The organism is Variovorax sp. P1_H12_2 (assembly GCF_056405335.1).
In genome coordinates this window covers 1-4,304 of record NZ_JBFUCI010000494.1, presented here as the reverse complement: position 1 = coordinate 4,304, position 4,304 = coordinate 1, and the positions used below count along the sequence as shown (strand labels likewise).

The window sequence follows — 4,304 nt, the reverse complement described above, 5'->3', positions numbered from 1 at the left end:
ACCGAGCCCAGGATGCGCAAGCTCGACATGTCGTAGCGCTTCGGGTGCACGGCTTCGTTGCCTTCGGCTGCCTTGATCAGCGAGCGGACGGCCGTCGGCGCGGTGTAGAACACGCTCACTTTGTGGTCCTGGATCATCTTCCAGAAGCGGCCCGCGTCGGGGTAGGTGGGCACGCCCTCGAACACGACCTCGGTCGCACCCAATGCCAGCGGGCCGTAGGCAATGTAGGTGTGGCCCGTGACCCAGCCGATGTCGGCGGTGCACCAGAACACGTCGTCCGGCTTCAGGTCGAAGGTCCACTTGGTGGTCAGCACCGCATGCAGCAGGTAGCCGCCGCTGGAATGCTGAACGCCCTTAGGATTGCCGGTCGACCCAGAGGTGTAGAGGACGAACAGGGGATGCTCGGCGCCCACCCATTCGGGTTCGCAGGTCTCTGGCTGGCCTTGCGTCTCTTCGTGCAGCCAGCGGTCGCGCGATGGCTCCCAGCCGATTGGCCCGCGGGTGCGCTGGTAGACGATGACGCTCTTCACGCTCTCGCAGCCGCCCAGCGCGATGGCATCGTCGACGATGGCCTTGAGCGGCAGCTGCCTTCCGCCGCGCACCTGTTCGTCGGCGGTGATGACCATCACGGCGCCGGCATCCTGGATGCGGTCGCGCAGGCTCTGCGCCGAGAAGCCGCCGAACACCACCGAATGCGTGGCGCCGATGCGCGCACAGGCCTGCATGGCGACCACGCCCTCGATGCTCATCGACATGTAGATGACGACGCGGTCGCCTTTCTTCACGCCGTGCGTCCTCAGCGCATTGGCCATGCGGCAGGTGCGTGCGAGTAACTCGCGGTAGCTGACCTGCGTGACCTTCCCGTCGTCGGCTTCGAAGATGATCGCGGTCTTGTCGCCCAAGCCGCGCTCGACCTGGCGGTCGAGGCAGTTGTGGGACACGTTCAGCGTGCCATCCTCGAACCATTTGAAGAAGGGCGCCTGGCTGTCGTCGAGCCCTTGGGTGAACGGCGTTTTCCAACTCAGGAACTCGCGCGCGAGGCGCGACCAATAGCCGCTGTAGTCGGCCTCTGCTTCGGCGACGAGTTGGTCGTAGGCCGCCATGCCGGGAACATGAGCGTCTTTCCAGTCGGGGGCCGGAATCAGTCGGGTCTTTGCTTCGTTCGAGCTCACGGTGAATCTCCTGGAGGGTCGGATAGGGGTTAGGGCGTCGAAACTTAGGGGGTCAAGGGTCGTCATGGCGGACCAACCAGGCGGCGATCGCAGCGGCGCTGCGAAATTCGTCGCAGGCGCGCGCCGGGACGGTGGGGTAGCGCTGGTTCCACATGCGCGCCAGCGCCTGGCCGGGCCCGATCTCGAGCACGCAGCGGACCTGTCGGGCCATGACGTTGTCCATGCACTCGTCCCAGCGGACAGTGGTGGCGATCTGCGCGGCCAAGGCACTACGCGCAGACGCTGCATCGCGGATGCGGTCCGCAGCATTGCTGAACAGCGCGACTTGCGGTGCCTGAAAGGCAACGCCTTCGAGGGTCCGTGCGAAGCGGTCCGCCGCCTCGCGCATCCACGGCGTGTGGGAAGCGACGTTGACGCGCAGCCGTGTGCACTGTGCACCCTCGAGCAAGGCGGTGCGCTGCGCCTGCGCCAATGCGGCGCTCGGCCCGCCGAGGATCACGCTGTCCGGGCCGTTGCGGATCGCGAGGGCGAGGCCGGTTTCGACGCACAGCGATTGCACCCTGGGCCGGGAAAGACCGGTGACCGCCAGCAGCCCGCCGGGGGCTTGCGCCGCACAGGCATCCATGGCCGCGGCACGCTGCTGCGCCAGCGCGAGGGTGGCTTCGGCTTCGAGCACGCCGGCCGCGCTGAAAGCGGCCAGTTCCCCGACGCTGTGGCCCGCGATGGCCGTCGGAGGCGCCACGAGGGGTGCGAGTTGGTTCCACGCGGCGAGCGCGAGGCCGGTCAGCAAGGTCTGCGCGTGGTCATTGCGTTCGGCCCAGGCCGGATCGGCCAGTGCGCCTCGCCAGTCCTCGACGCCGAGGCGCGCGATCATGTCGTGCACGATGGAATCGGCGGCCAACCACGGCAGCATCGCGGGATGCTGGTGGCCCTGGCCGGAAAACAGCAGCGCGAAGCTCATGCGCCGCCACACACGCGCGTGATCCAGCAGGCTGCGGCGAGCGTGTCGGCCGCGCCGCCGGGCGACAGGCGCCGTGCCACGAACTCGCCCGCAATGGCGTGCGCCTCCTGCAGTCCGTCGGGACGGGCGACACCGCCCCGGTCCAGGAACGCCTGCGCCGTGCGCTGCGCGTAGCGTAGGCCGGCGAGACCGCCGCGGTGCGCGAGATTGCTGTCATCCAGGGCCGCCATGGTGTGGAACAGCGTGTCGAGTCGTGCCTGCTGCGTCGTCAGGCCGCGGGCCAGTGCCGCGGTCAGCGCGGGCAGCGCCGTATCGAACAGCACCGGGAAGGCGAGTGCCGCTTCTTCGGATGCGCTGCGCAGGCCGAAACGTTTCGCGGCTATGCCGCCGGGCAAGGCCGACGCGCGTTGGCTGCGCCCGGCGAGCGCAGCGCCCCAATGACAGCGCAAGGCACCACGCAGTGCATCCGGTCGCAATGCACCGCCCTCCTCGCGCAGGGTCGCGCCCGCCGCGGCGCACAGCAGCCCCAACATGAAGACAGCCCCACGATGCGTGTTGATGCCGCCGGTGGCTGCGAGCATGCGTGCTTCCGCTTCGATGCCGCATTGCTCCAGTACGGCGAACGCCGCGAGCCCCGATCCGGCTTCCGCGATCTGTGCAAAGTAGCGGCGCAGCGAGAACAGGCTGCGCATGAAGGTGTGCGCGTCCATGTCGTCGTGGCTGCCGCGGTCGATCAAGGTCACAAGTCCCGGCTTGGGCGTTAGCGCGAGTTCGTCGTGCAGTGCGAGCGTGGCGGCGCGCCCGATTGCGGCGGGCGTGAGGTGCGGTTGCCGGCGCATGCGGAGCGCGGAGGTCTTCATGCCATCGGTTCCGCCAACATCGCGCGGCCGCACCATGCGGAGTCGCGCTGCAGGGTCACGCCGTCCAGGTGCTTGACCATCACGGCACGCGCGCGTCCGGCACGCCATTCGATCCATTCGCGCCAGGCAACCGAGGCACCGTCGCGGAAGACGAGTTCGCCGTCCAGCCGAGGTCGTGTGTCGCCGAAGGACTGGAGTACCTGCGCGACGGCATCGGCCTGACCGATCCCGTCGACGGCGACCCAGAGATCGAGGTCGGACTCCGGCCGCACGTGCGTGAGGCCGCTGATCGTCTGCCAGCCGTAGCTGCCGAAGACGTGGGCTGTCGCGCCACCGGTGTCGAGCGCGTCCAAGAGCTCGCGCAGCCGCCGCTGCGCCGACGGCGGCAGCAGCGCCTGCACTGCGGCAAGGCGGGGAAACTCGTCGAAGCGATGCACGGCGGCGAGCGGTACTCGCAGCGCGAGCCGGCGCCGGTCCCAGGGCGTCGGAGCCGGAAGGCCCAACGCGATCCAACCGTCAGGGACGGCATCAAGCGGCTGGCGCGTTACCACGAGCGGCAGTCGTTGCATCGCCCAGTGCGTCAGGCACGCGCGCGCCTGCACGTCCCAGGGTCGTTGCAGGAGGGTGTGCCAGCCGGCGTCGGTGAGCCGGGCAAGTTGATGGCGTCGCAGGCGGGCCATGGCGCGCGGCGGTCTTCAGGCCGCGTCCAGCACGCGCTGCACGACAGGGGCGGCCAGCTGGCGTCCGCCGCGTTTGGCGCCATCGCGCGCACGCAGGTCTTCGGTCGGCGTATGAGCCAGCGCGTCGCGCAACGCGGCCTGCAGGTCCCCCTGCCAGAGCGCACGCACGCCGCCCATCGCCACGTAGTTCTGCACGCCGGGCGCGAACACCGGGTTGGACTGCGACAGCGCGGCGAGTTTCTCCTCGGGCAGCTTTGTCACGCGCGCCATCGCGGGTATGCGCATCACCCGGATCTCGGCGTCCGGCAAGGCATAGCAAGCATCGGCGATCAGCCCCGAGGTGATGAAGCCGCCGGACAGGGCCTGGTCATACACCAGCCCGATCACGCAATGGCCGCGTCGTCGCGCCAGGTCGATGGTTGCGCCAAGATGCGCCATCGCCCGGTTGATGCCGAGCAACTCGTCGCGTCGACGCAGCTGCTGGCCTTGGGTGTCGATGAGCAGCAGGATCGCTCGGCCGGGATGCTGCGTGATCGTATCGAGCACCACGCGCGCCTGGGCGAGCGCTAGCCTGACGCCGATCGGCGCATGGTTCGTGGTGCCGATCACCGTGAGCGGCGCACCATCGAAC

At 69.1% G+C, this 4,304-nt stretch carries 5 protein-coding genes; all 5 read right to left on the bottom strand.

Translation table 11 applies throughout. The features are described 5' to 3' along the window. Positions 1–1,103, bottom strand: a 1,103-nt coding sequence (locus tag AC1D2K_RS30890; protein ID WP_478093771.1) for an AMP-binding protein, incomplete at its 3' end; no start/stop codon positions are given. Between the two features lie 121 nt (positions 1,104–1,224). After that, on the bottom strand, positions 1,225–2,133 hold the full coding sequence (locus tag AC1D2K_RS30885; protein ID WP_478093769.1) for an acyltransferase domain-containing protein: 909 nt from the start codon (positions 2,131–2,133) through the stop codon (positions 1,225–1,227). After that, complete coding sequence (locus tag AC1D2K_RS30880; RefSeq protein WP_478093767.1) at positions 2,130–2,993, bottom strand: triphosphoribosyl-dephospho-CoA synthase; 864 nt, start codon at positions 2,991–2,993, stop codon at positions 2,130–2,132. Before AC1D2K_RS30880 ends, AC1D2K_RS30885 begins: the two co-directional genes overlap by 4 nt. Next, a complete protein-coding gene (mdcG, locus tag AC1D2K_RS30875; protein WP_478093766.1) occupies positions 2,990–3,673 on the bottom strand; it encodes a malonate decarboxylase holo-[acyl-carrier-protein] synthase in 684 nt (227 codons plus the stop codon). Before mdcG ends, AC1D2K_RS30880 begins: the two co-directional genes overlap by 4 nt. A 15-nt stretch (positions 3,674–3,688) precedes the next feature. Further along, a partial coding sequence (locus AC1D2K_RS30870) for a biotin-independent malonate decarboxylase subunit gamma (RefSeq protein ID WP_478093764.1) occupies positions 3,689–4,304 on the bottom strand: 616 nt, incomplete at its 5' end.